Origin of the sequence: Streptomyces sp. ActVer (assembly GCF_027270795.1) — a bacterium.
Lineage (GTDB): Bacteria > Actinomycetota > Actinomycetes > Streptomycetales > Streptomycetaceae > Streptomyces > Streptomyces umbrinus_A.
The window spans coordinates 1-996 of sequence record NZ_JAPWHT010000943.1 but is presented as its reverse complement, the minus strand read 5'-3'; the positions used below and the strand labels follow the sequence as shown (position 1 = coordinate 996).

Below are 996 nucleotides of genomic sequence, written 5' to 3'. Positions count from 1 at the left end.
GGGGCGACGCCCGCCTCGGGCCGCGGTGCGCTCGCCGTCGTGCCGGACGGGCGGGCCGTCAGCCGGGTCGACGCCGCGCTGACCTCCGTACTGGGCGAGGGGCGGCATGCCGTGCTCACGGCCGAGGCCGGACCCGAGAAGAGGTACCGGCAGTGGCTCGCGGTGCGGCGCGGGTCCGTACGGGCCGTCGTGGGCACCAGGGCCGCCATGTTCGCGCCTGTGCAGGACCTGGGACTTGTCGCCATGTGGGACGACGGGGACGGCAGCCACAGCGAGCTGCACGCCCCCCAGCCGCATGCGCGGGAGGTGCTGTTGCTGCGGGCCGCGCACGACAAGTGCGCGTTCCTGCTGGGCAGTTGGAGCTGCACCGTCGAGGCCGCGCAGCTCGTGGAGAGCGGCTGGGCGGCTCCGATCGTCGCTGAGCGGGAGCAGATGCGGGGCGCGGCTCCGCTCGTACGGACCGTGGGGGACGGGGATCTCGCGCGCGACGAGGCGGCGCGGGCCGCGCGGCTGCCCACCCTCGCCTGGCAGGTCGTACGGGAGGGGCTGAAGCAGGGGCCGGTGCTGGTGCAGGTGCCACGGCGTGGCTATGTGCCGCGGATGGCCTGTGCACAGTGCCGGGCGGCCGCGCGGTGCCGGCACTGCGCCGGGCCCTTGGAGGGGCAGGACGCCGGCGGGCTGCGTTGCGGGTGGTGCGGCCGGGACGAGCCGGAGTGGCGCTGTCCCGAGTGCGGTGGGTTCCGGTTGCGGGCGCAGGTCGTGGGGGCGCGGCGGACCGCCGAGGAGCTCGGGCGGGCCTTTCCGGCGGTCCCTGTGCGGACGTCGGGGCGCGAGCAGATCCTGGACACCGTGCCGGGGGCACCCGCACTGGTCGTCAGCACGCCGGGCGCGGAGCCCGTGGCCGAGGGCGGGTACGCGGCGGCGCTGCTGCTCGACGGCTGGGCGATGCTGGGGCGGCCCGATCTGCGGGCCGGCGAGGACGCGTTGCGGCGGTGG

At 77.0% G+C, this 996-nt stretch carries 1 pseudogene; it reads left to right on the top strand.

The window, feature by feature from the left end:
- Positions 1–996 (top strand): annotated as a pseudogene (locus O3Q52_RS53505) (primosome assembly protein PriA); the annotation flags it as partial.